The following is a 26,231-nucleotide window of genomic DNA, read 5'->3' as shown; positions in this document are numbered from 1 at the left end:
CCTATATCTGAACGGAATCAAGAAAGCAATGTCCTGGATCTAAAAAAGCGACCAGAAATTAAGTTTCTGATCGCTGCGAAATTCAACTTTCAAACTGACTGTTAAACAGCTTGGCATAGAAACCGCGCGCCTGAAGCAGTTCGTCGTGCGTTCCGGATTCGATGATATCGCCGTCCTTCAGCACCAGAATCACATCGGCGTTTTTGATCGTCGACAGCCGGTGCGCGATGACAAAGCACGTGCGTCCCTTCATCAGTTCCAGCATCGCGTCCTGGATCGCCATTTCCGTGCGGGAATCAACATTGGAGGTCGCTTCGTCCAGGATCAGCATCCGCGCGTTGGACAGCATTGCCCGGGCGATCGTCAGTAGCTGCTTCTGGCCTTTGGAAATATTCACGCCGTCATCGGTCAGCACGGTCTGATAGCCCTGCGGCAGCGTTTCCACAAAGTCATGGATATGCGCCTTCTTACAGACGTCAATGACTTCCTCCAGCGTCGCATCTTCACGGGCATAAGCGACGTTTTCCTCAATCGTGCCCTGGAACAGCCAGGTGTCCTGCAATACCATTGTGAACGCCTTGCGCAGACTGTCGCGGGACAGATTGCGGATCGGATAACCGTCAACTGAAATCACACCCTCGTTGACGTCGTAGAAGCGCATCAGTAAATTGATAATCGTCGTCTTGCCCGCTCCGGTCGGACCAACGATCGCGACCAGCTGACCGGGATCGGCATGCAGACGCAGATCATGGATTATTTCCTTCTCCGGCGTGTATCCGAATTTGACATGATCGATATCGACCATGCCCTTCGTGTCGATCAGAACCTTGGCGTCCGGAGCATCCGGAATTTCCGACGGTTCGTCCAGCAGCCGGAACACCCGTTCCGCCGCAGCCGCCGCGGTCTGCAGCTCGGTGATGATGTTGGCTGTTTCATTGATCGGGCCGGAGAACTTCCGTGAATACATGACAAACGAGGAAATGTTGCCGATCGTGATTTTGCCCAAGAGAAACAGGATCGCACCGAACATACTGATTAAGGACAGCGAGAGATTATTGACGAAGTTGACGGACGGCCCCATGATACTGCCCTCATAGTCCGCGGTGTAGTACGCCTGACTGGCATCCTCGTTGCGGCTGTCATACTTTGTGATGATCGTGTCTTCCTGACCATACGCCTTAATCGTCTTGTTTCCCGACAGCATTTCTTCCGTAAAGCCGTTCAGTTCGCCCAGCTTGCGCGAACGCCGGCGGAACAGCGGCTTGACTTTGATCATCCGATAGCGCGCAAACACCAGCGTGATCGGCACGGTGATGACAAACACCAGCACCAATACCGGCGCGATCGACAGCATCATCAACAACGAGCCGACAACCGTGATCACCCCGGTGACCAGCTGAAGAATATCGCTGGACAGCGAGGTGTTGATCGTGTCGATATCATAGGAAATCTTGGATACGATATCACCAGTCTGGTTGCGGTCGAAATAACTGACCGGCAGTTCCAGCAGATGATCGAAGACCTGCTTGCGCATCCGGTGCGTGATCTTCTTTGACACCTGCAGCAGAATGATCTGCAGGATGTAGGTCAGCACGCTGGATATAACATAGAAAAGAATCATCAGAACGCAGTAATAGAGAACCTTGTCGAAATTGACCTGTCCCGGTCCGCCGATCGCATCGATCGCGATGCCGGTCAGCTTCGGACCGTACAGAGCAAGCACGTTGGCGACGATCGTCGTCACGCACGCCAGCAATAATAGAAACTTGGATTCCTTTAAATATCCGATCAACCGCCGGATCGTCGCTTTTCTATTCAAGCAGCGCACCTCCCATCTGGCTGTCGCTGATCGACGAATAAATCTCGCTCGTCTGCATCAGCTCGTCATGTGTTCCGCGGGCCACGATTTTTCCCTGATCCAGCACGAGAATCTCATCCGCGTGCATAATGCTGGAAACCCGCTGGGCGACGATCACCTTGGCCGTGTCGGCAAAGTGCGTATTGATCGCCTTGCGCAGCCGGGCGTCTGTTTCATAATCCAGCGCCGAGCTGGAATCATCCAGAATCAGAATCTTCGGGTTGTTGGCAAACGCCCGCGATAAGAATATCCGCTGGCGCTGTCCGCCGGAAAGGTTGGTGCCTTTGGAGTTCAGCTTATAATCGAATTCGTCGGTCAGGCTTTTGATAAACGGCCGAGCCTGAGCGATCTGCGTCGCTTCATCCAGCAGCTCGTCGTCGATCGGCCGGCCGAAGGCGATGTTTTCCCGGACAGAATCCTGGAAGATAAAATCGTTCTGCATGACGATGCCGTATTCCTTCCGCAGCTCTTTCGGATCATAGCTGCGGATATCGCGGCCATGAATCCGGATCGTCCCGGCATCCGCGTCATAGAAGCGCATCAGCAGCTGCAAAATCGTCGACTTGCCGGAACCGGTTGCGCCGATAATCCCCAGCGTCTGGCCTTTTTTCAATTCAAACGAAATGTCCTCGACGTTATCCTTGACGCCCAGGTAGGAAAAGCTGACGTGATCGAATTCAACGATCTTGTCATTCAGCGGCGAATCGTCGGCGATGATCTCCATTTCATCATGAGCCTGCAGCACTTCCTCAATTCGGTCCGCACTGGCAATTCCCTTGGAAACCATAACGAAGATCCGGCTGATCGACATCATCGCGTTGGTAATGATCGTAAAGTAATTGGTGAAGGCGATGATCTTGCCGGTTTCGCTCAGACCTCCGTTGACCCGCCAGGCGCCGACCAGAATGACACCCACCAAACCGAGATTCATAAACAGATTCATCAGCGGATTAATCGCTGCCATCCGGGTGTTGGCCTTGAGTTCCTCATTCGCCAGTCCCGTATTGACGTTTTCATAACGCTTTTTTTCATGATCCGCTTTGGACAGCGCTTTGATCACGCGGATACCCTGGGCGTTTTCCCGCACGACGGATACCATCCGGTCCTGCGCCCGCTGCACCTTGGTGAACATCGGAATACCCTTGGTGGCTTTCGAATAAACCAAAAATGTGATAAACGGCAACGTCGCCAGCATCACCAGCGCCAGCACCGGTTCCATAATCAGCGTGATCACTATCCCGCCGATCAACAGAATCGGCGCGCGGACCCCCATCCGCTGAATCATGCCGATCATTCGGTGAACGTTGTAGGTATCGCTGGTCAGACGGCTTTCCAGGGATGGTATTGTAAATTCATCTCCTTTGCGGCAGGACAGCCGGATCGTTTTCTCAAACAGATCATGCCGGATATGAATGGTCGCATCCCGGGCGACGCGGGACGCGAGCCGGTTCGCTTTGATGTCAAAAATCCAGCCGGCAATGGATACGGCAATCATGATCAAGCCATAGATGACGATCCGTTGAATGTCCTTGGTCGGCACGATTGTGTCGATCACATACGCCAACAGATAGGGCAGCAACAGCACCGCCAGAGCTCCCAACGACTTCATCAGAAAGCTGACTGACATCGCTTTTAACAACGGCCTTAAATATTTCTTTAATAGTTTCATAACAGATTCTCATTCCCCCCTCTGCGATCACTTAGTTTCCTTCACCAACTGTTAGCAAGCTAAGCTTTTCTCTATCATTATACCAGTCTGACGTAAACTTTCCAGTTCAAAAATAGCATTCATAAAAAGAAAATAAATGAAACAGAGAATTTAAACTTCCATTTTTAACGATAATTTCATAAAAAAACGGACATTCATTACTGAACATCCGTTCTTGTACCTCACTTGTTAAATCTTGCTTAGTTTGCGTAAGCCGCTGCCTGCTGGCCGGCAATCCGTCCGAAGACGATGATATCCGCCACTGCGTTGCCGCCTAAGCGGTTAGCGCCATGGACACCGCCCGTGACTTCGCCTGCCGCATACAGACCCGGGATCACATTGCCGGAAGCATCCAGAACTTCCGTGTTCGTGTTAATCTTCAGACCGCCCATCGTGTGATGAACGCCCGGAGCCACTTTGATCGCGTAGTAAGGACCTTCATCCAGCTTGTTCGCAAAGCTGGTCCGGCCGAATTCTTCATCCTTGCCGGCTTCGACGCAAGCATTCCACTTGTCCATCGTTTCTACTAAAGCCGCTCCGTCGACACCCATCGCCGCCGCCAAAGCTTCAACATCAGCGCCTTCCACCGTCAGACCCTGCTTGATGTAGCCGGCAATAACGCTGGAAGCTTCGACCATCTTGTTATCAACGATCAGCCATGCAAATCCGCCCGGCTGCGCCACTTCCGCTGCCGATACCGCATCACGCGTACCGACTTCGTCAAAGAACCGCTTGCCTTCGCTGTTGACCAGAATCGCACCATCGCCGCGCAGACCTTCTGTGATCAACGCGCTGGTTTCCTGAGAAACTGTCGGATGGATCTGGATCTGTTCCATATCTACCGTATCCGCGCCGATGGCCGTCGCCATCGCGATGCCGTCGCCCGTCATGCCTGGAGCGTTCGTGCAGACAAAGCCTTCATAACTTGGCTTATATTTCAGAACCATTTCCGTATTCGCCGCAAAGCCGCCGGTCGCTAAGATCACTGCTTTGCCGGTATACGTCGTATCGCCAGCCTTGACGCCGGTAACCTTGCCGTCAGTAACGACTAATTCAGTTGCCGCCGTTTCCATAACAAACTGAACGTCTTTGTCTTCCGCTGCTTTTGTCAGCTTCGGAACCAGGTAAGAACCGACTGCGACTGTCTTGCCTTCATCGTTGACCGGCTTGTGAATCCGCTTAACGCTCGCGCCGCCGAAGCTGCCAACCTGCGACAGATTCGCGTCGATTGTCTTTAACCATTCGATGCCGTTCTTCGCTTCGTTCGCCAAAACTTCAACTAAAGCGTGATCGTTCAGGTTCTTGCCGCCGACCAGCGTATCCAGCATGAACAGTTCTTCCGTATCAAAGTAACCTGTCGGATTGGCTTTGAATTCTTCATACTGCTTTTCCACGGTCGCTGTCAGCTCCGCTAAATCCGGATAGTTTTCCTTCGCGCTCGCCAGCATCTTTTCGACACCCGCTTCTTCCGCAAAGTCATTCTTATCCTGTTCCGGTGTATTCGCCGCGTTCATGCCGCCGGTAGAACGCGTGGTGTTGCCGCCGGTCATCGCTGCCTTTTCAATCACTATAACTGACTTGCCTGCGTTTACAGCTTCGATCGCCGCTGTCATGCCCGCTCCGCCGGCGCCTACGACGATAACGTCAGCTTCTGTCGCTGCCGCTTCCGGAGTCGGTGTTGCCTCGTTGCCATCGTTCTTCGGCGTGCTGGAGCAGCCCGCCAGAAGCATCAAGCTGGCAAGAGTAAGAGCAACTAATTTCTTCATTTCAATCTCTCCTTTGCAAATGCTTTTGCGTTTTTAGTATATCAATTTAAGACAGATAATCAAGAAAAATTTCACAAATTATACACAATTTACTAAAACCCGCTATTCCTTTGCTTTTATTCATAACGAAAAGAAATTAATAACTGATTATTGAGTTATTAATCTTGATTTTTATGGCCAAGCTTTAACGAATGATTTTGATCAATGCCTGACAATGAAGCTCACTTACCGGCTGCCAGCCCAACCGACGATAAAAGCGCAGCGTTTTCTCAACATCATCGCTCAACAGGATTTTCTGGCGAACCTGCGGATACCGATCCGCCATCGTTTTCAGCAGCAGCGTACCCCAGCCTTGATTCTGTACGGAGGGATCGACAATCAAATCCTGGATATAGAGGATCGTTTCTCCATCGCCAACCGCACGGACAAAGCCTAACAGCCGATCCTCGTCATCGCACAGTTCCAGCACGCAGAGCGAGTGATCGAAAGCCGGTTTTATCCGATCCGGCTGGCTCAAATAAGCTGTCCAGCCGACCACCTCGTACAAACGCAGGATTTCCTGTTCCCGCCCCGCCCGCAGCGTTTGAATTATCATGACGTTTCCTCCGTTTCTTTTATCCGATCACCGCTGAGAAACAGCCTCTCTGCCCGGCCGCAAAGCAATGAACGTCTTCCATTTTAGTCTATGCTCAAAGCTTCCTTTTCATCGAAAAGCAAAAGAACCGCTCCCGCAGTTCTTAACATTATTGCTTCATTCGCGCATTTTCCAACGCAACTTTCAATTCATCATAATCTGAAAATTCCAGCGTCCAGTTCAGCCAGCGAAAAACTTCACGCCAGGTTTCCAAACGATACAAGCCCAGCGGACATTCTATTAGAACGGCAAGCAGCGGTTCCCGGTAATCGGATTTCCTCAGATCCGTCAGCTCCGCGGCCTGGACTTCATTTTTTAAGAAGATCAAGATATGCTCGATCGCGCTGTTGATCCCGAAAACTTCCACCTTTATCACCTGTCTTTCCAAGCGTGTCTAATAAAGTAGACCTTTTGCACCGGGCCTGATTATGTCGAAAATAAACGGTTTTTCCAATAATTCTTATTATATTTCAATCGTCAGGTAAAGTCTACTTTTTAAGCCAATTCCTGGGAATTTGAATGAATTTTCATCTTGATCTCCATTACTGCAATCACCGCGGTTACCAAGATTACATGAAAGCAATCTGAAACGCTTCACTTTCACACACAAAAAAAAGATCCGCTTCAAAATGAGGGATCTTTCTTTGTTTTTCCGTTAAGGGGGGATTCTATGCCTTGAACTGACAATTATTTAACTTCCTGGATATTCCCGCTTTTATCTGCCAGAATAACGCTGACATTCAGCTTGTTTTTTACCACCTTGGGAATCTCGCTCCACTGCTTGCGGTACACCGAAGAATCGTTAAACGCAACGCTGTAACGAATAGAGCTGGCTGTATCCTCGCTGATATCTTTGAGAATCGAATTGATCTTCGCCGGCAGCGGCTGACGGCGGCCGCGATGCGTTCCCTGAACCTCGATAATCCAGGTAATTCCATCTTTTTCCGCCTGAATTTTATTTGGAAACTCGGTTGTCTGCCATCCGCGTTCATTTAACCAGGCCGCTAAAATCCGGCGCAGGTCTTCCGTATTCCGGCTGCTTTTCATCATCCGGTCGCGGCGCTTCTGTTCTTCGCTCTTCGCAGGCCGGCCGCGCTTTTTCGGCGGGAACATGACTTCCCGATCCGTCAGATTGTCGACATAGTACCGAACCCGCAAATGCGAACCGAAACCAGTTTGTCCCTTCGGCCGCTGCAGAATATCATCGCCCTGATATAACAGCTTGTAAATCGCCTGGCAGCAGGTCGGCATGGTCGCGTGTTCCGGCGACACCTCCTGATGCAGTTCTTTGGAACTAATTTCTATCCATTTCTCCCCTCGGTCATGTGCCTCCTGCTTCTTCTGTTGAAGTATTCTTAAATAATCGTTGATTCCCGGACCCTTCATCCTTATTCACTCACTTTCTTTACCTTGACAGCGTCATTATAGGGGTTGGGGTTTGTCGAAATCCCGCGTAACGTGTCGTTGTATGAAAAATAGTTGATTTATAAGGATTTATCCTCTGGAAATCGCTTATTTTTCCTTTGTTTTTCAGGTAATCCTACCTCATTCTTTCAGGCGGGCCGGGATCCGAGCGCTGGAAAACAAAAAAACCGGGTCTTCAAGACCCGGCTGTGATTGCGTATTCCCTGGCTATTTCTTGTCGTCAGACGGCAGATAGAATATCTGTTCGCCTTCCTTGGAAAGCATAAAGCTTCCCCGCGCATAGCTCTGTACGTAAGCAGGATCTTCAAGTTTATCCCGCTGCAGTGTCAAATATTTATTTTCTTCCTGGAGTGTTTTCAGTTCTTCCTCGACCCGGGAGATCTGCCGCTTCAATTCCATCGTCGTTAAGATTTCCTTGACTACGCCGTAAAGCATAAACAGGGAAAAACAGATTACGACCAGGCTGATGAACTTTGCAAGCATGCTCCGTTTTTTCCGTCCCTTGGGTTTGGCGGTTTTCGGCTCATTTTTATTTTCAGCTGTCAAGTTCAATTCCTCCTTCGCCTGTTTTTTTGCGAAAATGATAAAAATTTAGGTGCATCTTTATTATACTGAAAAATCATTTAAACGCAAGTGAAACTCCGGTGAACTGACTGCGGCGGCACCTCGCCTGAAATGGGAAACCACGAAAAGAATCCTATCTTTAGCCGGATTCTTCCTTCGGCATCATGCGGCCGGGATGTTTCCGGTTTTGTTTAGCCTGATGTTTTTCCTTTTTCTTTTGCCGCTTCAACTGCTTTTCGTTCTGTTTTTTCTGATGCTTCAGCTTTCTACTCTGCCGCTTTTCGGCCCTTTTCTTATGCCGGATTTCCTGACGATGCTTAAAAGCTGCCTGACTTTTCGCTTTTTGTTTCTTAAATCCGGTCAGCTGCTTTACGATGCTGCGCACAATCCCTTCAAACAAGGGAGAAAATGTCATGGCGTAGAATTTAAGGTAAACTGCGGCGCCCAGCACAAAGACAGCGAGCAGATACATTTGCGTCTGTCCGCCGGTAATCGGAAGCAGACCGGCATACATCAGCGTGACAAAGATAAAAAAGTAAAGCGTTTCGATCACCCAGCGCACAAAATGGCGGCGGTAATGCCACGTCAGCCGGTTCATGCCGCTCCAGGTCAGGGCGAATACCCAGCCGCTGAAAAAATGATAGACCAGCGCCTGAAACTGCTGGGGAAGCAGAATCATTTCAGCAGCTTACCTAAAAAGGATTCCTTGCCCGGCCCTTTTTTATTTACGATATATTCCAGTCGGTCGATCAGACCATGGATGCTGACCTCCCCGCGCTCTGTGTCCAGCTTGCCCAGCGTCAGATCCTTGCCCTGCACCAGCATCCAGCCCTGGCTGGTTTCCAAAAGAAATTCGTTGCTGTCAAAGCTGTCGATCTGCTTAACGCCTGTCAGATCCAGACTTTTGCGGTCTTTCATCACTACGTTATGATACGGATTCGTTTCAAATTTCAAAGGATTGGATAACAAACTTTCACTCATAAAGAAAAACCTCCTGTTCCTTATCAACGTATGAACAGAAGGTTTCGATTATTCCAGCTCAACACGCTTTTCCTCCACGACTTCATACATCGAAGCCGCGTCTTCCTTGCGAGTGTACTGAGCGGTTTCCGTCACGCGCACCGTCAGCTGACGCTGACCGAAAATCACGGTGATCAGATCGCCGACCTGGACTTCGCTGGCAGGTTTGGCCACTTTCCCGTTGATCAGCACGCGCTGATGATCCGCCAGGTCCTTCGATACTGTGCGTCGCTTTAAGATCCGGGCCACCTTTAAATATTTATCCAATCGCATTTCATCACCTCTGTTTCCTATCATACCATAGTTTAGTTCGTATTTTAATCCCGGGCTGCTTTCAGAGCCGCTCTAATTTCTTCCTGCCTCTGTTCAATGTCTTATTTCCGGTTTATACTGTTCGGAAAGAAAGAAGGAAAAACAATGAGGAAACTGACTGACAAGCAAGCGCTGGAGTTCGGCATCCAGCCAGTGCATCATCAAATGGATAACGGCGAGCTGCGGTTTCGCCTGACCCGGGATACCGGAAGCAGTTATATTCTGACGCTGAGCGCGGAACAAAGCGGATGGCAGTTCAGCCATGTTCATCACCGGAAACGGGAATTCTATATTGTGGAACAAGGGTGGATCGTGATTGCCTTGCGGCAGTCAGAACAATTAACCTTCCGCCGCTTAGGCCCCGATGACAGCTTCATGCTTCCGCCGGGTCTTCCGCATAATGTCTATCTTTCCGAAGGCACAGTTCTGCATACGGTAAAATATGGCTGTTCAGATCCCGATTGGGAAGCGGCGCCGGAGCTGGACGAAAAGCTGCGTACTGTCAGCGCTTCAAAATTATTTTGAACTTTGTAAACTTACAACAAAAGGTTTAAGCAAAAGCGAAAAAGATATTGACACCGCTTTCAATATTTGTGATAATCAAGTTGTAATCAAGAGAGTTACTCTTCGGAGGCTTCACCTCGATACAAACAGTTTTATGTTTGTGAATTGAGTTGTAGTTCCGATTTTTTTTCGGAAAAAACGGGAAAGGAGAGTAATAAGGAACAAATAATAATATTAAATAACTGATTTTGCAAAGGAGGATTCTATGAAGGTTTTAAAAAAAATAAATAACAATGCTGCTATCTGTTTAGACAGCAAAGGGACTGAAATCGTTGCTATCGGTACCGGCATCGGCTTTCCGTCAGTTCCTTATGAACTTACAGATCTAAGTAAAATTCAAAAAACTTATTATGGAATCAATCCAATGTATATCAATTTGATGAATGAAATTGCACAGCCTGTATTTGATATATCGGAAGAAATTATAGATTTTTTCAAAAAGAATGTAAATGCTTTGATAAGTCCGAATATTATATTTTCTCTTGCAGATCATATTAATTTTGCAATACAGAGAATAAATAAAGGAATGGTTATTGAATGTCCTATCGAATATGATATTCGTCAATTTTACGAAAAAGAATATGAGGTAGGTGAAAAAGCTTTACATATCATTTTCCATAAATTAAATATTTATATGCCTAAGGCTGAGGCGGCAAACATCGCTCTGCACTTCATCAATGCGGAACAAGCAATCAATAAAGAAATCAGTTATAGTGTTTTGAATGAAATATTAAATGAAACAACAGAAATCATGTCTAAGCATTTCAATCTTTATATCGATCGAAAATCAGCTAATTATGCACGATTTATTGCTCATCTGCAATATATGTTAAAACGTGTGCAGACCGGTATGCATATCGATAGTTCTAATTGTCAGATATATAAAACAGTTCGGAACAGTTATCCAGATACTGTATCTTGTGTTCAAGAAATAAAAATTTATTTAGAAGAAAAACTCAATTTTAAGATGGACGAAGAAGAGGAATTATATCTAATGCTCCATCTCAATAAACTATGTAAAAAAGAATAAGATCATACACCTGACCTCTTTTTTAGATCAGGTTAGATTAAGAAATGGAGAAAATATGTCGAAAAAAAATTACGATGAACTTGCTGATAAATTACTAGTTCTTGTAGGTGAAAAAGAAAATATCAATAATTTAACACACTGTGTTACACGTTTGCGTTTCAACTTAAAAGATCGTGGTGTTGTTGAATTAAACGATATAAACAAAATTGAGGGTGTTTTGGGTAGCCAATGGTCAGGCGATCAGCTTCAGGTAATTATCGGACAAAATGTTAATGATGCCTATAGCGTCACTTGCAGGAAAGCTGGCTTGGAAGAAGAAAAACCTATAGATGAAAATCTCGATGCTAACAAATGTAAATTTTCAATCTATTCTGTTATTACCGCTATTGCAGAGTGTATAACTCCATTAGTTTCTGCCATACTTGCAGCAGGAATGTTGAAAGTATTAGTAATGCTGTTAACCAATTTAGGCATTTTATCTGTTGAAAGTAGTACCTACACAATATTGAGCCTTGTTGCGGACGCTATATTTTATTTTCTCCCTATTTTTGTCGGGGCAACAGCAGCAAAAAAGTTTGGTTGCAGTTTAGGTTTAGGCATGGCGATTGGAGCCATTCTGCTCTCACCTACATTTATCTCATTAGTTTCTTCTGGTAATCCTATTACAGTATTCGGATTACCAGTCAGCGCTGTGAACTATTCAAATACTATTTTCCCGACGATTATCTGTGTATTCGGAATGTCTTATATTGAGAAGTTCTTGAGTAAACATTGTCCAAATAGTATCAGATCGGTTCTAGTTCCCGTTATAACACTATTGTTAATGATTCCGCTCGCATTATGTTTTCTTGCACCTCTGGGCAATATAATAGGTACATTATTCTCTACAGCTGTCATGTGGATTAATGGTGTATTCGGCCCGATTGCCGTAGCAATTATGGGCGCTTTAATGCCATTACTTATTCTGACAGGCATGCATTCTTGCCTGACACCTTATTTTATTACAGCGATGATGACGGTTGGAAAAGACGCTTTATGTATAGCTAATTTTATTTCCAACTTTTCCCAAGGAGGTGCTGCTTTAGCTATTTCATTAAAAACCAAAAACACTAATATGAAATCTATCGCTGTCTCTGGAGCTGTTTCCGCTATCGTCGGCGGTGTAACTGAGCCTGTTCTTTATACGATTATCGTAAAATATAAAACAGCTATGTTAGCTTCTGTAGTCAGCGGTGCTGCCGCTGGACTGTTTGCAGGATTAACCCAAGTATACTGTTATGCTTTTCCTGGAAGTACAGGATTATTTGGAATGCCAATATTTATTGGGCCGGTCGGAACCAATCTGATATTTGCTATTATTTCAATTATAATCGGCTTCATTATTTCTTTCGCAATGACATACATCCTATATAAGGATGACAGTGAGGTTGCCTGATGAATTTTCCTGATGAATTTTTATGGGGTGGCGCAACTTGCGCTAATCAATTTGAAGGTGCTTGGAATGAAGATGGGCGAGGAGATTCTACTATGGATCACTTTGCCATGGCTGATCTAGTTAATGACAAGCCAAGAGAATACACTTATATAAACGACAGTCAACGTATTTATCCATATCATACCGGCTCTGACCATTATCATCATTATAAAAATGACATTCGCCTGTTAGGGGAAATGGGCTTTAAGATATATCGTTTATCAATCTCTTGGTCCAGAATATATTCTATGGGAGATGATACTCAGCCCAATCAAAAAGGCCTGGATTTTTATCGAAATGTATTTATAGAATGCCATAAATACAATATCGAACCTATGGTAACTATTTCACACTTTGATATTCCTATGCATTTGGTGGATAAATATAAAGGTTGGAGCAGTCGGAAAGTAATTAACTTATATGTTCGTTACTGTAAAACTTTATTCACTGAATATAAAGGCCTGGTACATTATTGGCTTACTTTTAATGAAATTAACATTGGCAAAATGATCCCCAATGGACTTATTATTAATGGTGCGCTTAAAGAAAATCGCACAATGAATTTTTTTGGTAAACCAACAATAGAAGAGGAAAACTTGGCCTATCAGATTCTTCATCATCAATTCATAGCCAGTGCTCTAGCCGTCAAGCTCGGTCATGAGATAGATTCTGACAATAAAATTGGATGTATGATAGGCTCTATGACCTCTTATCCATATTCTTGTAAACCAGAAGATAATTTAAAAAATCAAACTGAAGTGAATATGGGAAATTATTTCTGCGGAGATATAATGGTGCGAGGGAAATATCCATATTTTTCAAAAAAATATTTTAAAGAACATCATATTCAAATAAAGAAAGAAACTGATGATGATAAAATTTTGGAAGAAGGAAAAGTTGATTTTTATTCTTTCTCCTACTATTCTTCAGGAGTAATTACCACAGATAATGAAATAGAGAAAACTTATGGAAATCTAGTTTTTGGTACTGCAAATCCGTATCTAAAGAAAACTGAGTGGGGATGGATGATTGATCCGATAGGATTAAGATTTTTCTTAAATGAAGTATATTCCCGATATACTATACCTGTATTTATTTCTGAAAACGGTCTTGGAGCTAAAGATATATTGGAATCTGATGGTACCATCCACGATCCATATCGAATCGAATATCTAAGACAGCATATTCTTGCAATTAATGAGGCTATTGGTGACGGTGTTGAGGTAATGGGTTATACCCCTTGGGGATGTATAGATCTAGTCAGCGCCTCTACTGGTGAAATGGAAAAAAGATATGGCTTTGTTTATGTCGATGCTGATAATTTTGGTAATGGAACATATAACCGTTACCGGAAAGATTCTTTTTATTGGTATAAAAAAGTCATCTCTACCAATGGCGAAGACCTGGATTAATATGAAGCAGGATTCTGATTATTATGTTTAAATTTTTTAAGAAAAAAGAAATTATTCCAATATGCTTTGGCAATACTATCTGTGCAATGGCAGATGGTGAAATGATTGATATTACTACAGTCAGCGACCAGATTTTCGCTAAAAAAATAATGGGAGACTCAATCGCCTTTATTTTTAAAGGACCAAATATCTCAATTTGCGCTCCTTGTTCTGGCAAATTAACAGTGTTGTATCCAACAGGTCATGCTTTTGGAATTACAATGAATAATGGTGTAGAAATTTTAATTCATATTGGAATAGATACCGTCAACGCCAGAGGAAAAGGTTTTCAGATTCTGAATAAAAAACAAGGCGATATGGTGAAGGTAGGCGAAGAAATCGTTAAAGTTAACTTTGAATTACTTAGACAAAAGTACGATATGAGCACTATTCTGATTATTACTAACTCTAACGGAAAACGAATTAACTTCCTCCCTCTTTCAATAGTATCTAAAGGTGATAAAGTCGCGGATCTCACTTAAAGCCAAAATATTTTTACGATCAAAACAAACTGAAACAGGATTTCATAGTTTACTTATATAATGAAATCCTGTTTTTCACTTTATCGGAAATGGGAATTTTTCATCGTGAAATAAGAATGGATCGTGCTTGCTCTGCAACAGTCGGAACAGCTAGGTCCAGACGACAGCTTCATGCTTCCGCCCGTCCGCACAATGTATATCTTTCCAAAAACACAGTGCTGCACACGATAAAATATGGTTGTCAGGAATCCGATTTGGAGGCTGTTCCCGCACTAGATGAAAAGCTGCGCCATGAAAACTTTGACGGCAAAATGTTTTTTGATCACTGACTTGCCCAATAATTAGTCGTTCTATACAAGAAAGCCTGACCTGCTCGCAAAGAAAAACTGGATATAGTCATGGATCTTTTAATTTGTATAAATTCCAGGTGTTCATCTTGGATTCTGTATAATAAAACAAACGTTAACCGCTCTTTGCAAACGCGAAGACAGCTTTAAACGCCTGTTTTTTCATTTTTTACCTGAACATCAGCGATCAATTCAATTTATGTCGGTGTTTGGTAAAATTAAAGATCTTTAGTTCATCATCCTGTCAATCTGCCCGCCGCTTATTCAGTAGCCGGTGTTTAGCTGCCTTAATGTTCGTGATTGCGGATCAACAATCGGCTGAACGCCTGCGCGATATCCAGATGCTGCGGCTGCAGCGGAGTATCCTCCTCCAGCACGACGAAGGCTCCCAGCCAGTCGCCGTACACCGCAACCGGGAAGATCGTTCCCTTAAAGGTTTCCGGCTTGGCGGCGAATAAGCGCACCTGATCGAACGGGCGGACATGATACGCCTTCACGCACTCCTGAAATTCCACGGACAATGATTGGCTGCGCCATTCGTCCAGCTTCGCCTGACCGACGCATAAAATCTGATCGTCCTCCACAAACAATACCGGATGTTCCGTGACTTCCTGCAGCGTCTGACACATCCGCGTGATCGACTCCGTTTCATCGCTCAGGACGGAGAATTTCTTCAATACGATTTCCGAATCCTCGTTGACGAAGAATTCAATCGAATCCCCTTCCTTGAGCTTATATATTTTACGGATTTCCTTTGGGATGACCAAACGCCCTAAGTCATCCAGTCTTCTAACTATACCTGTTGCTTTCATGCCGACTCTCCTTTACGTACAAATAGTATGGGACAGCCGGCCCCGGATTATTCTATGAAACTTCCAGTTTCTTACTTTGATCCAACACTTCGATCGCCAATGCCAGTTCATTTCCTTTTTTCGGAAGCCGGACAATAATCTTGCCCTGCACATACCGGAGCTGAATATCCTTGGAAATCGTGGTGAAGGTTTCAAATAATTTCACGCCGTCGATATGATCGGAAAAGGCTTTGGAGAAGACGATTTCCATCTGGTTTTTAACGTCGCGGAAAGAATCGATCCGCGGTTCGTTCAACAGGATATCGAGTCGTTTCTTCTCAAACAACAAGCCGACGGATTTCGGCATTTTCCCAAAATAATCCTGCGTTTCTTCTTTCAGCGCCATGAGCTGCGCTTCATCCGCCGTCGCGTCAATCCGCTGATAGAGCGAAATTTTCTCAAAATCCAGCGGCGCAAACTGCTTCGGAATGTAGCCGTCAACCTGAACCTGCGCGCGGACAGGTTCCTTGACCTCCGGTTTGACTTCGCCTTTCTTCTCGGCGATGGCTTCCTGCAGCATTTCAATATACATATCAATCCCCACAGTGTCAATGAAACCGGACTGGCTCGGGCCTAACAAATCGCCGGCGCCGCGGATCGTCAAATCCCGCATTGCGATCTTATAGCCGCTGCCCAGCTCCGTGAATTCCTTGATCGCCTGCAAGCGCTTCTGCGCGATCTCGTTCACCTGCTTGCGCGGACGCACCATCAGATAGGCATAAGCGATACGGTCGCTGCGGCCGACCCGGCCTTTGATCTGATAGAGCTGCGCCAGACCGAAGGTATCAGCGTTTTCAATCAGAATCGTGTTGGCGTTGGGAATGTCGATGCCGGTTTCGATGATCGTCGTGCAGATCAGCACGTTCACTTCGTTATCCGTGAACTGCATCATGACTTCCTCAATTTCATCGCGGCTCATCTTGCCATGCGCGACGGCGATTTCCGCTTCCGGCACATCCTGCTTGATCTGGCGGGCGACATTGTAGATTTCCTGGATGTTGTTGAACAGGTAGAACACCTGCCCCTGCCGGGCCAGCTCGCGCTCGATGACTTCCTTGACTAACGCCCGGTTTTTCTCAATGACATAGGTCTGCACAGGCATCCGGTTGCTCGGCGGGGTTTCCAGCTGGGACAAGGAGCGGATGCCGATCAGCGACATCTGCAAGGTGCGTGGAATCGGCGTGGCGGAAAGTGAAAGCACGTCGATGGATTCCTTCATTTCCTTGATCTTTTCCTTGTGTTCAACTCCGAAGCGTTGTTCTTCGTCGATGACCAACAGCCCGAGGTCATGAAACTGCACGTCTTTGGACAGAATCCGGTGCGTGCCGATGATCATATCGACCTTCCCTTCCTTGAGTTCGCGCAGAATTTCCTTCTGTTTGGACTCCACGACAAACCGGTTGAGGACTTCGACGCGGATCGGGAAGTTTTCAAAACGCTTCATGGCCGTGGCGGTGTGCTGCAGGGAAAGAATCGTGGTCGGACACAAAAACGCGACCTGCTTGCCCTCGGTAATTGCCTTGAACGCAGCCCGCAGAGCGACCTCAGTCTTGCCAAAGCCAACGTCGCCGCACAACAGACGATCCATCGGTTTGGGCTGCATCATGTCTTTTTTGATTTCCTGCACGGCCAGCGCCTGATCAGGCGTCAGGTCGTAATCAAAATCATCTTCGAATTCCTGTTGGAGCGGAGTATCCGGCCCATAAGCGTAGCCGATGTTTTCTTCGCGCTGGGAATACAGCTTGACCAGGCGGTCGGCAATCTCGTTGACATTGTCTTTTAACCGCTGCTTGGTCTTTTCCCAATCATGGCTGCCCAGCTTATTCAGCTTCGGCACCACGCCTTCGCGGGAGACGAATTTACGCACCAGACGGAATTGTTCCAGCGGTACTAACAGCTCGTCGTTGCCCTTGTAGACAACACGCAGGAAATCTTTATGCACGCCGTTGAACTCACGGGTCACAATTCCAAGGTATTGCCCGACGCCGTGTTGGGAATGAACGATAAAATCACCCGGCTGCAGCTCCTGATAGCTGTTCAGCGCTTCGGCTTCCTTAAACTTGGAGGCGTAGCGGCCCAGCTTGGTCTTTTTCTTAAATAGTTCATGGGAAGTGTAGACGACAAAGTTTTCCTTAAGCGCCTCAAACCCTTCGTCCAGCGCCTGATGAATCAGCACCAGACCTTCGTCGCGCGGCTTAAAGTCATCAATCAGGAAAGGAATTTCCTTGCCTTTGAGGATCGGCACGACTTCCTTCAGCTCGTGTTCCTGCAAGAAGAAATACAGCTGACGTCCGCGACCTTCCTTCAGGGCGATTTCCAGCTTCATCGCCAGCGTTTCATTGGGCAGCGCAACCTCGCGGATCATTGCGTGCGGAACCTTGCGCAGCGAATCGAAGCTGTCGATTTCCGTGATCTTGCGGCCGGCAAGCACAGTGTTTAATTCATGCTGGACGGTAAAGCGCGGCAGCATTTTCAGCTCCTGTGTCATTTCCTGAATATAGGCTGTCGTTTCCTCGCTCAGTTGGTGAAGATGGGTTTTAATCTGATCGGGATGGGACAGGAAAACCTGAGCTTTAGGACAGTAGTCGATCAGCGAGCTGTTGTCATCGAGATAGCTCAGATAAGGATACAGGCGGCTTTCCCGCAGATGAGCGCGCATCGTTTCCATATCGAGGTCGATGATGCCCTCGATCTGTTCGTATTCGCCATGGGTATAACGGCTTTTGAGCGATTCGAGATGGCGGCGGACGCGTTCCTGAATTAAGGTTATCTGATCATCGTCCAGAAGCAGGTCGGAAGCCGGAACAATTTCGGTTTCAGCTTTGACTTCAAGGGTGCGCTGGGTGGCGATATCAAAGGTACGGATACTATCGATCTCGGTATCGAAAAATTCAATTCGCACCGGCGTTTCACTGTTAATGGAGTAGATGTCGATAATCCCGCCGCGGCTGGCGAAGCACAGCGGCTGGTCGACGCGGGCGGTCTGTTGATAACCGGCCGCGATCAGCGTGCGTTTCAGCTCGTTCATCGACACGTCCATGCCGGTCTTTAAAACAATCGTACAGAGCTTAAACTGAGCCGGCGAGGGCAGATAGCGAACCAACGCCGACGCGTGGGTGACGCAGATCAGCTGATCTTCATTCAGCAGCCGGTTCAGTGTTTCAACTTTCTCGGCCATGGCTTCCGGCGAAGCGGCGATGGCTTCCACCCGCAGCGATTCTTCCACGCTGAAAAGCGCGCAGACCTGCGGAGAGAGCAGAGATTTCAATTTCTCCGCCAAACGCTGTGCGGTATACAGATTATTTTTGACGATCAGCATCGGCCGCGGATTTTGTGCGTAGCTGGCGGCCAGAATCAGTGCCTCTTCTGTCAGAGAAGACGCGGAAAGGAAGGGTTGCTGCGCCGTGCAGGCCTGAACGGCTGGATTGTCTGCCAGCCGGCCTAACAGGAAATTCATCGGCTGCGGTTGAAGCGGTTCATGACGTCGCTGATCGGCATCGTCATACTGGCTTTGGCCGCTTCCGCCGCGTGGTTGATCGCTGCCTGGTAGTCCTCGCGCTGATCCGCCGGAACTTTGCCCAGCACATAATCGACGATCGGAATGAGAGGATTTTTGTCGATCCCGACGCGGATCCGGGCGATATCCTGAGTATGCAGATGATCGATAATGTTCTTCATTCCCTTCTGCCCCCCAGCGCTTCCGGAAGTGCGAATGCGGATCTTGCCCACAGGCAGATCGAGGTCGTCGTGGATCACCAAAATCTGATCGACCGGGATTTTATAGAACTGGACGGCCTGAATGACCGCTTCCCCGGAATTGTTCATGTAGGTCTGGGGTTTCATCAAAAGGATCGTTTCCTGACCGGTGCGCACCGTTGTGATCAGCGCATTGAACTTGGACTGGCTGATGCCGGTATTTAACAGATCGGCCAGCCGGTCCAGCACATCAAAACCGGCGTTGTGACGGGTATGTTCGTATTCTCGGCCGGGATTGCCTAAGCCGACGATTAACTTCATAAGTCGTTCCTCCTGTCTTTTTCGTATAAATATAATTTAATCGCTTGTGGAACGGGTGTGCTATTCAGTATCACCGGTCCCAACAAGACATAAAATGACCGGATTTCACTTCATCCCGGCCTTTTCGTGCGCGATCATTATATCAGAATTCTGCCCGATTGTCCTATCCGCAGACCTGATTTTTCGTCTTTTCTGGTTTTTCAAATGAAAAGGGCAACCTCTTTTGAGATTGCCAGACTTTTTCAACCCCTGTTCAAGGGAGAGAATTCCAGCTTTTCCCAGATCTGATTTTCTTTTGCATCTCTATGAACTAGGAAAGGCTTGAGTTTTTTCTTTTTTCGTAAAAACTTTTTATCCAAAGCAAAACTGCTCGATTACTAAATAAAAATATCTATTCTTCTGGATCAGACAAGTCGATTGATTCATGATCACGAATTTGCTTCGCTGTTTTTCCTGTTATGTTTTTTATTATTTTACAAAAATAAGAAACCGAGCAAAAATTTGTTATTTCAGAAATTTCAGTAATACTCAGCTTGGTCGTTTTTAACAAATGAATAGCACGATTAATTTTAGCGTGTTGTTTCATTTCACTGAAACTTGCGTGAAATTCTTCTTTTAAATACCGCTCTACCTGTCTTTCACTCAACTGAAGAAGATCTGCCAGAGACCCTAATGTAATTCTATCGCTATGAAAAAGAAATTCATTCTCTATTCGGGTTTTCCTAAAAGCATCAGGAACGGTATATGATGTTTTTTCTTTTCTTTCTCTATCTGCATAAAGTCGAATTAAAGCTAAGATGAACTGTTTAAAAATTATTGTAATCGCCTCGTGCTGACCTATTTGAAAGGTTTGTAATTCCTGATTTAACTGCTTTAAATAAGTTGAAAAGGGTTCCTTTATGTTTGTTTTCCAGACTGTGTGGCTTATCCATAAATCCTTTATCTCCTGATTTTCAGCAGTCATCGCTACTGAATTTTCTGATTTCACTACAACATAAAAACAGAATTCTCTTAAACCCTCGTCCCCGGGAATAATTTCATGCATTATTCCCGGGCCCGTGACAATTAGATCGTTAGGAAAAATAAATTCCTGCTTTGAATCTATAATCAAGCATCCTTTTCCCTCCAGAACATAATGAATTTCATAGCCATTTTTGCTATGTTGATGTTGTGGAATTGGACGGCTAAAAGGGACTGAGCTTAATCTTAGCACTGTAAAATTCAAAATACCGATACTAAACTGAAAATAAGTATCCTGTTGATAATTTTCCATGACTTCATTTACCTTTGTACTATAAATTATATCATTTTTACGACATTATAGAAAAAAAAAGACATATTCTTATCTAATATACAAAATTGCTTCATGATAGACTTTATTCCAGATCAGGAGGAATAAATTATGACCTATCAACGAATTAATCTACAAGAAAAAATGCTCCCTGCCCCACGCGATGGTGGCTTCAAAATGGAAGAATTCTGGGTTTGGTGTGCGTCAGTTATACGTTCGGATGACGACGGAAAATATTATATGTTTTCGGTACGATGGCCAAAGACACACGCAATGCACCCATCCTGGTTGTTAAACTCCGAAATTGTCCGTGCAAGCAGCGATAAACCCGAAGGTCCTTATCAATTTGAAGAAGTTATATTGGGTGCACGCGGAGCTGAATACTGGGATGGCCGTTCCGTATTTAATCCTAGAATTAAAAAAATTGGAGATACGTATGTTTTATACTATGTTGGGACAACTCATCCCTTCCCTGATGTTAAAGACGACGAGATTTTAACTGAAGAAGATCCTCGCGTTATTGTCGCGCGCTCTAATAAAAGAATAGGAATTGCCACATCGAAATCTTTAACTGGGCCTTGGATTCGACAAGATTCTCCTATCTTACTGCCTAGACCAGATTCGTTCGACAATTTCTTTACTTCTAATCCGGCACCTTACGTTGAAGAAGACAACTCCATCTTATTAGTTTATAAAACACGGACCTATAAGAAACCTCCTTATACAGGAACTTTGCACGGAAGTATGCAAATTGGTGTAGCCAAAGCCCAAAGTTATTCCGGCCCATACCAACAGGTTAGAGATACGCCTGTATTCAACAGAGATATTATCAGTATCGAAGATCCTTTTGTATGGAAAGAAAATAATCAGTATCACATGATCGCTAAAGATATGCGCGGCGACGTCTGTGGACAGAAACACGGAGGAATGCATGCCGTTTCTGATGATGGAATTCATTGGGAAGCAATAAAAGGCGAACTGTCCTACTCTCGTTTGGTATTATGGGATGATGGTAAACAGGAACTTATGGGTTCATTGGAACGTCCTTTTCTCTTATTTGAAAATGGAAAACCAGCTTATGCTTTCTTTGGTACCAGTAATGGAACACAAGGGTTTACAGATGCAACAGATACCTGGACTGTCTGCATACCATTAAAGCAAGATTAAAATTTAGTTTCGTGATTAGTGAGCGGTACATCTAAGTTTTATGTACCGTTTTTTATGACTTAATCAGAGATAAATTTGAATAAAATGTACTGATTTTTCATTTTTCTATATTTTTGAGCCTCATGAAAAAACTCCACTATTCAGAAATATCAATTTACTCTTAAGATTTCCCTAATCTGTTAAATGTATTCTGAATATTTTTCGTTTAATAATTTAAAATTACAAGTACGAGAATAAACGTTATCCGTTAAATATCCTTTCGTGTATTGCTGATAAAAATGTCTAACTTTTTTCATCAATTCATTTCTATGGAGATTTAAGAAATCCAATTGATCATTTAATAAATTTTTATATTTTTCATCTTTTACTAAAGGTAACAATTCATGCAAGACCTGATTCGGTGCCGGAATCATATTATTTATATTGACGATGCCTAATTTCCCATGGTCAAGCATAAATACATCTATCGCCCATTCCTTAATTCTTAAATGCTTCTGTTTAGGACTTGATAAAGGAGCAAAGTATGTTATTCCATCAACCATATAGGCAATCCCAACAAATGGCCGAGTTTCTGACTTATTATAAGGAACAACTTTATCGAACTTTCTTAAATAGTTAATGTAATCATCGTCTATTGTATATAAATTTAATTTTTTCATAAATTAACCTCTTCAATTTTCCATTTATTTTAAATTAATTTTATACTAAATCAGCTAAGTATTCAACTCATTTGGGTTTGTTTTGCGTTTTAGGTAGGCTTCTTTGTCAATAGAAAATGGCAATCTCATAAGAGATTGCCAAACTTTTTCAACTCCCGTTAAGGCTAGGGACTTCCAGCTTTTTCAACTCCCGTTAAGGCTAGGGACTTCCAACTTTTTCAACTCCCGTTAAGGCTAGGGACTTCCAACTTTTTGCAGATGAAGTTTCCTTCTGCTATTTATATTATACACAAATTGATAGTTTTAACCAATCATTTTCACAATATTCTATATTTTTTTCATCAAAGAGATTTTGGTTAAATAAAATCCGTTTCGTTATTCTTCCGGCTTTTCTTCTTCTGCCTCTTCCGGTTTCGACCAGCTCTGCAGCTGACTCACTTCGCGGATCCCCAGATCCCTTAAAATGTTGCCGCCCATTTCGGTTGCCGCCCAACTGGACACCGGTTTTTCTACCCGCTGTGCTAATTCCGCATCATTGCGCTCCTGCGCGATCCCCGCTAAGAAGGCCGCGGCGATATTCCGGTAAATATCCAGCATCTGCCGGGAACATTTCATTTTCCTGATCAGGCCCTGCGCCAGATCCAGGAATACCGCTTCCCCGCGGTCGCCCTGCTTCGTATACCAGTTCCAGCTGGCAGTATACAACTGATAGAACAGCTGATCCTGGAAATAATCTTCCTTTTCCAACACCTTTTCATGCAGGCGGTTTAACAACTCCGTGTTGTTCTGACTGTACGCCTTAAAGCTGCACGCAAAACAAAGATAATAAAAACTATCTTCGTTTAATCCAATCTTATTCCGGCGGCGATGCTTCGGATCAATAATAATTTTGCTTAAATCTATCCGCTGCAGACACGCTTCAATTTCAGATAGATCCTTTTGATATTTGATCAGTCCCCACAATTTCAGAATTTCACCCTTTGCCGCAAACTCCGGATCCTGGATGGAATCAATGAACTGATCGATCGCGGGAAAGAAACGTGCTTCATCACCGATTTGATCGACGCAGGCAATCAGTTTTTTCATTTTTTTAGAACGCTTCAGCAACGTCAGCAGGGAAATCAACATACCCGCTGAAATCGCAAAGCAGACAATCGTAATTAACAGACTCATAAAAAAGTCACCTCTCGGTGACATTATACCTGATTTAGCTCAGGAAAAAAAGCTTTGCCGGTTTCCGTTAGTCGCCAAGCCTTCCGAAGAAGGTCAGCGCAATCAGACCGCTGATCCCCACCAGACTGTAAATAATCCGGGAAAACAGAGTACCTGGACCAAACAGGAAGGAAACCAGGTTGAATTCAAACGCTCCGACCAAACCCCAGTTGACGGCGCCGACGATGACCAGAAGCAAAGCAATTCCATTGATCATTTTCATAACATCGATCCTCCTGGTCGTTAGTATGACCGGAATTCTGATTTTTATAAGCGGAATTCCAATCTGAGAAACAGATTTCAACTTGACCTGTCCTTCCTATTCCTTTCTAAGAAAAAGAGTCTGCGGGCAACAGAATTGATCGTAAAAAAAGATTCCCATGATTGAACCATGAGAATCGCTTTTATTTATTCCACTTCTAATTTCTTTTCCAGTATAAAGTAGATGACGCCATAGAACAACGCACAGACAGCCAGGGTAATCAAGATCTCGACGGCGATGATTCCGTTTACCGACAATCCTTGAAACAGCTGATTCATCGGTCCGAAGAAACTGTCGCGAATCATTCCCATCGCAATGGAAATGGCGAAGAACAACGTCACGGAGATCGCAGTCTTATGCCGCGGCGTGAATTTTGTCTGCGGCAGCGTGATGATCATGTAGACATACAGGATTATTTCAGCCATGCCTGAGAAAATCAATGCCAACGACAGGAACAATCTCACTAAATCCGACAGATCGATGTGCAGATGCGAGAACAACCGCATCCATTCCGACCAGCTTGGCAGATCCAGGCCCACCAGAATCCCGGCGACCAGAACCATCAAAGTATAGCCCAGCATCAACACGAAACCAGCGATCAGAATCCACAGAATATCGGCCAGCACTTTACTTAGAATCAGCTGATGCGTCGTAACCGGCAGCGTCAAAGTCAGATATCCTGGACGCTTGAACATCGAATTCCGGTAATTCAGCGCAATGTTGATCGCCGTACTGATAATGATCGCCATCGTCATAATGGTAATGATCAGGATTGAAATCACACCCAGCATATTCATCGTCGATGACGTATGGACCATGGCCTGATTCATCAAAATCTGATCTTTAAATAAGATTGGCGACAGAGCGCAGGCAGCGATAAAAACCAGATAAATAATCCCGTAGCTGCGCCATTCATGAATCAATTCATATTTTAAAAGTTTTAGCATTTGAAGACCTCCCGGAAGACTTCGTCTACCGATTTTCCTGTTTCCGCCCGGAGCTGTTCCGCATTCTCATGCATGGCCAGCTCGCCGTATTTCAAGAAGATTACATCGTCGAAGATTTTTTCAATGTCGCTGATCAGGTGAGTCGAAATCAGCACAATCGCGTCTTCGGCATAGTTGTTCAGAATAATATCCAGAATCAATTCACGCGCTGCCGGATCCACGCCGCCGATCGGTTCGTCCAGCACATAGATCCGGGCTTTGCGGCTCATGACCAGGCACAGCTGGAATTTCTCCTTCATGCCCTTGGACATCGACTTAATCCGCATATTCGCGTTCAGATCCAGCCGCTTCATCAACAAACGGGCTTTCGCACCGTCGAAGTCTGTATACATATCCTCAAACATTTTCAGAGCGTCGCTGGCCTTCATCCAATCGCTGAAGTAGCTTTCGTCCGGCAGATAAGAAATAATACTTTTGGTGTACGCGTCAGGCCGATGACCATCGATCAGAATCTCCCCGCTGTAATCCCGAAGCAGGCCGTTCATGATCTTGATCAGTGTCGTCTTCCCGCTGCCGTTCGGTCCCAAAAGACCGATGATCTGCCCTGGAACCAAATCCAGATCTACATTTTTCAACGCCGTCGTCTGACTGTAGGATTTCGTCAGGCCCCGAATCTGAATCAAAGGTTTAGTGTTCTCCGTTGTCATTGTCCCTCTCCTTTACATAATAGGCTGTTTGAGCAAGAATTTCTTCTCCCTCATACCCCAGATTTTCCATCTCTTTCACATAGCGGCTGATGCATGAAGTCGCCATCTGTTCGCGGACCAATCCGATCAGTTCCTCATTTTCACTGATAAACCGCCCCGCGGTGCGTTCACTTTTTAATAAGCCCTCGCGTTCCAGCTCGGATAACGATCGCTGTACGGTATTCGGATTGACGCCGAAGTGCAGAGCCAGATCACGAACGGAATCGACCCGATCGCCAGGTTTTAACCGTCCGGAAACGATCTCTTTTTTGATATAGTCCATAACCTGAATATAAATCGGAAGGTTAGAATCAAAATCGATTGCCATAGGTTTCTCCTCTCTGTATTAGTACACTAATACATTAACACTATTCAACACTTCTGTCAACACTAAAAAGAGGCTGTGACAGATAAGGGATAGGAAAAAATAAAAAAATGCGTAAC

Annotated in this window: 26 protein-coding genes; 6 read left to right on the top strand and 20 right to left on the bottom strand. The window is 45.2% G+C overall.

Annotated features, from left to right (window positions below):
• Positions 1 to 82: 82 nt before the first annotated feature.
• The 10 genes from DWY25_RS12795 to DWY25_RS12750 form a co-directional block, all read right to left on the bottom strand.
• Positions 83 to 1,828: an ABC transporter ATP-binding protein gene (locus tag DWY25_RS12795; protein ID WP_244925978.1), complete on the bottom strand. Its 1,746-nt coding sequence runs from the start codon at positions 1,826 to 1,828 to the stop codon at positions 83 to 85.
• Positions 1,812 to 3,527 (bottom strand): ABC transporter ATP-binding protein, encoded by a 1,716-nt coding sequence (locus DWY25_RS12790; RefSeq protein ID WP_117895550.1) that lies wholly within the window; start codon positions 3,525 to 3,527, stop codon positions 1,812 to 1,814. Before DWY25_RS12790 ends, DWY25_RS12795 begins: the two co-directional genes overlap by 17 nt.
• Before the next feature lie 239 nt (positions 3,528 to 3,766).
• Entirely contained in the window at positions 3,767 to 5,332 is a 1,566-nt protein-coding gene (locus DWY25_RS12785) for a flavocytochrome c (RefSeq protein WP_117895549.1), read from the bottom strand.
• Positions 5,333 to 5,516: 184 nt separating this feature from the next.
• On the bottom strand, positions 5,517 to 5,927 hold the full coding sequence (locus DWY25_RS12780; RefSeq protein WP_117895548.1) for a GNAT family N-acetyltransferase: 411 nt from the start codon (positions 5,925 to 5,927) through the stop codon (positions 5,517 to 5,519).
• A 148-nt stretch (positions 5,928 to 6,075) separates the two neighbouring features.
• A complete protein-coding gene (locus DWY25_RS12775; protein ID WP_117895547.1) occupies positions 6,076 to 6,333 on the bottom strand; it encodes a hypothetical protein in 258 nt (85 codons plus the stop codon).
• A 320-nt stretch (positions 6,334 to 6,653) separates the two neighbouring features.
• On the bottom strand, positions 6,654 to 7,352 hold the full coding sequence (locus DWY25_RS12770) for a hypothetical protein (protein WP_006058333.1): 699 nt from the start codon (positions 7,350 to 7,352) through the stop codon (positions 6,654 to 6,656).
• Positions 7,353 to 7,598: 246 nt separating this feature from the next.
• A complete protein-coding gene (locus DWY25_RS12765; RefSeq protein ID WP_244925977.1) occupies positions 7,599 to 7,937 on the bottom strand; it encodes an FtsB family cell division protein in 339 nt (112 codons plus the stop codon).
• Between the two features lie 157 nt (positions 7,938 to 8,094).
• Complete coding sequence (gene yabQ, locus DWY25_RS12760) at positions 8,095 to 8,634, bottom strand: spore cortex biosynthesis protein YabQ (RefSeq protein WP_117895545.1); 540 nt, start codon at positions 8,632 to 8,634, stop codon at positions 8,095 to 8,097.
• Entirely contained in the window at positions 8,631 to 8,936 is a 306-nt protein-coding gene (gene yabP, locus DWY25_RS12755) for a sporulation protein YabP (RefSeq protein WP_006058329.1), read from the bottom strand. The genes yabQ and yabP overlap by 4 nt, the downstream gene beginning before the upstream one ends.
• Before the next feature lie 48 nt (positions 8,937 to 8,984).
• Positions 8,985 to 9,248, bottom strand: a complete 264-nt coding sequence (locus DWY25_RS12750; RefSeq protein ID WP_039863899.1) for an RNA-binding S4 domain-containing protein — start codon at positions 9,246 to 9,248, stop codon at positions 8,985 to 8,987.
• A 144-nt stretch (positions 9,249 to 9,392) separates the two neighbouring features.
• Here DWY25_RS12750 and DWY25_RS12745 point away from each other — a divergent pair, with 144 nt between their 5' ends.
• From DWY25_RS12745 to DWY25_RS12725, 5 genes are all read left to right on the top strand, one after another.
• Positions 9,393 to 9,812 (top strand): cupin domain-containing protein, encoded by a 420-nt coding sequence (locus tag DWY25_RS12745; RefSeq protein ID WP_117895544.1) that lies wholly within the window; start codon positions 9,393 to 9,395, stop codon positions 9,810 to 9,812.
• A 244-nt stretch (positions 9,813 to 10,056) separates the two neighbouring features.
• Positions 10,057 to 10,881 (top strand): PRD domain-containing protein, encoded by an 825-nt coding sequence (locus tag DWY25_RS12740; RefSeq protein WP_117895543.1) that lies wholly within the window; start codon positions 10,057 to 10,059, stop codon positions 10,879 to 10,881.
• 55 nt (positions 10,882 to 10,936) lie between these two features.
• Entirely contained in the window at positions 10,937 to 12,316 is a 1,380-nt protein-coding gene (locus DWY25_RS12735; RefSeq protein ID WP_117895542.1) for a PTS transporter subunit EIIC, read from the top strand.
• Positions 12,316 to 13,767 (top strand): glycoside hydrolase family 1 protein, encoded by a 1,452-nt coding sequence (locus tag DWY25_RS12730; RefSeq protein WP_117895541.1) that lies wholly within the window; start codon positions 12,316 to 12,318, stop codon positions 13,765 to 13,767. The genes DWY25_RS12735 and DWY25_RS12730 overlap by 1 nt, the downstream gene beginning before the upstream one ends.
• Before the next feature lie 23 nt (positions 13,768 to 13,790).
• Positions 13,791 to 14,288, top strand: coding sequence for a PTS sugar transporter subunit IIA (locus tag DWY25_RS12725; protein ID WP_117895540.1), 498 nt, complete (start codon positions 13,791 to 13,793; stop codon positions 14,286 to 14,288).
• A 634-nt stretch (positions 14,289 to 14,922) separates the two neighbouring features.
• On the opposite strand, the gene DWY25_RS12720 is transcribed toward DWY25_RS12725, so the two are convergent.
• From DWY25_RS12720 to DWY25_RS12705, 4 genes are all read right to left on the bottom strand, one after another.
• Entirely contained in the window at positions 14,923 to 15,447 is a 525-nt protein-coding gene (locus DWY25_RS12720; RefSeq protein ID WP_006058326.1) for an AbrB/MazE/SpoVT family DNA-binding domain-containing protein, read from the bottom strand.
• Positions 15,448 to 15,499: 52 nt separating this feature from the next.
• The gene (gene mfd / locus DWY25_RS12715) at positions 15,500 to 18,943 is read right to left on the bottom strand and encodes a transcription-repair coupling factor (RefSeq protein WP_117895539.1); all 3,444 of its coding nucleotides are present in this window, start codon (positions 18,941 to 18,943) and stop codon (positions 15,500 to 15,502) included.
• A complete protein-coding gene (pth, locus tag DWY25_RS12710; RefSeq protein WP_006058324.1) occupies positions 18,940 to 19,503 on the bottom strand; it encodes an aminoacyl-tRNA hydrolase in 564 nt (187 codons plus the stop codon). Before pth ends, mfd begins: the two co-directional genes overlap by 4 nt.
• A 391-nt stretch (positions 19,504 to 19,894) precedes the next feature.
• Complete coding sequence (locus tag DWY25_RS12705; protein WP_117895538.1) at positions 19,895 to 20,776, bottom strand: AraC family transcriptional regulator; 882 nt, start codon at positions 20,774 to 20,776, stop codon at positions 19,895 to 19,897.
• A gap of 129 nt (positions 20,777 to 20,905) precedes the next feature.
• Here DWY25_RS12705 and DWY25_RS12700 point away from each other — a divergent pair, with 129 nt between their 5' ends.
• Complete coding sequence (locus tag DWY25_RS12700; RefSeq protein WP_220412950.1) at positions 20,906 to 21,961, top strand: glycoside hydrolase family protein; 1,056 nt, start codon at positions 20,906 to 20,908, stop codon at positions 21,959 to 21,961.
• Between the two features lie 179 nt (positions 21,962 to 22,140).
• Here DWY25_RS12700 and DWY25_RS12695 read toward each other — a convergent pair whose 3' ends face one another.
• From DWY25_RS12695 to DWY25_RS12670, 6 genes are all read right to left on the bottom strand, one after another.
• Positions 22,141 to 22,620, bottom strand: a complete 480-nt coding sequence (locus DWY25_RS12695) for a type III toxin-antitoxin system ToxN/AbiQ family toxin (RefSeq protein ID WP_117895537.1) — start codon at positions 22,618 to 22,620, stop codon at positions 22,141 to 22,143.
• Positions 22,621 to 22,995: 375 nt separating this feature from the next.
• The gene (locus DWY25_RS12690; protein ID WP_117895536.1) at positions 22,996 to 23,793 is read right to left on the bottom strand and encodes a hypothetical protein; all 798 of its coding nucleotides are present in this window, start codon (positions 23,791 to 23,793) and stop codon (positions 22,996 to 22,998) included.
• A gap of 67 nt (positions 23,794 to 23,860) precedes the next feature.
• Positions 23,861 to 24,055 (bottom strand): DUF378 domain-containing protein, encoded by a 195-nt coding sequence (locus DWY25_RS12685; protein WP_006058322.1) that lies wholly within the window; start codon positions 24,053 to 24,055, stop codon positions 23,861 to 23,863.
• A gap of 185 nt (positions 24,056 to 24,240) precedes the next feature.
• Complete coding sequence (locus DWY25_RS12680) at positions 24,241 to 25,041, bottom strand: hypothetical protein (protein ID WP_117895535.1); 801 nt, start codon at positions 25,039 to 25,041, stop codon at positions 24,241 to 24,243.
• Complete coding sequence (locus DWY25_RS12675; RefSeq protein WP_117895534.1) at positions 25,035 to 25,748, bottom strand: ABC transporter ATP-binding protein; 714 nt, start codon at positions 25,746 to 25,748, stop codon at positions 25,035 to 25,037. The genes DWY25_RS12680 and DWY25_RS12675 overlap by 7 nt, the downstream gene beginning before the upstream one ends.
• Positions 25,729 to 26,115, bottom strand: a complete 387-nt coding sequence (locus DWY25_RS12670) for a GntR family transcriptional regulator (protein WP_006058318.1) — start codon at positions 26,113 to 26,115, stop codon at positions 25,729 to 25,731. Before DWY25_RS12670 ends, DWY25_RS12675 begins: the two co-directional genes overlap by 20 nt.
• Positions 26,116 to 26,231: the final 116 nt, after the last annotated feature.

The organism is Holdemania filiformis (genome assembly GCF_003459085.1).
In the GTDB taxonomy this organism is placed as follows: Bacteria; Bacillota_I; Bacilli_A; order Erysipelotrichales; family Erysipelotrichaceae; genus Holdemania; species Holdemania filiformis.
This window is presented reverse-complemented; position numbering and strand designations above follow the sequence as displayed.